Below are 244 nucleotides of genomic sequence, written 5' to 3'. Positions count from 1 at the left end.
GCCTTTTGCCACGTTGGTAATCTTATTGCCGCCATTGTCGAGACCGGTATTGGTCAATTTTACGGACGAAACAACCGGATTATCTACGGCGCTTACAGTAGTGCCATCAGCTTTCGTATAGATATTATTGGTAGCATCATAGGTAGCATCGGACAAATCAGAATACCACTTACCATCTTGACCTTGGACCAAGGTGTTTCCGTCAGCGTCTTTCGCTCCCGTAGGTGCAAAGGTAATGCTGCCG

1 protein-coding gene is annotated in these 244 nt (G+C 47.1%); it reads right to left on the bottom strand.

Annotated features, from left to right (window positions below; translation table 11 throughout):
• Positions 1 to 244 (bottom strand): hypothetical protein (locus HMPREF3201_RS11905; RefSeq protein ID WP_197408269.1); only part of this gene is annotated, 244 nt, incomplete at both ends.

Origin of the sequence: Megasphaera sp. MJR8396C, from assembly GCF_001546855.1 — a bacterium.
In the GTDB taxonomy this organism is placed as follows: Bacteria; Bacillota; Negativicutes; order Veillonellales; family Megasphaeraceae; genus Megasphaera.
This window is presented reverse-complemented; position numbering and strand designations above follow the sequence as displayed.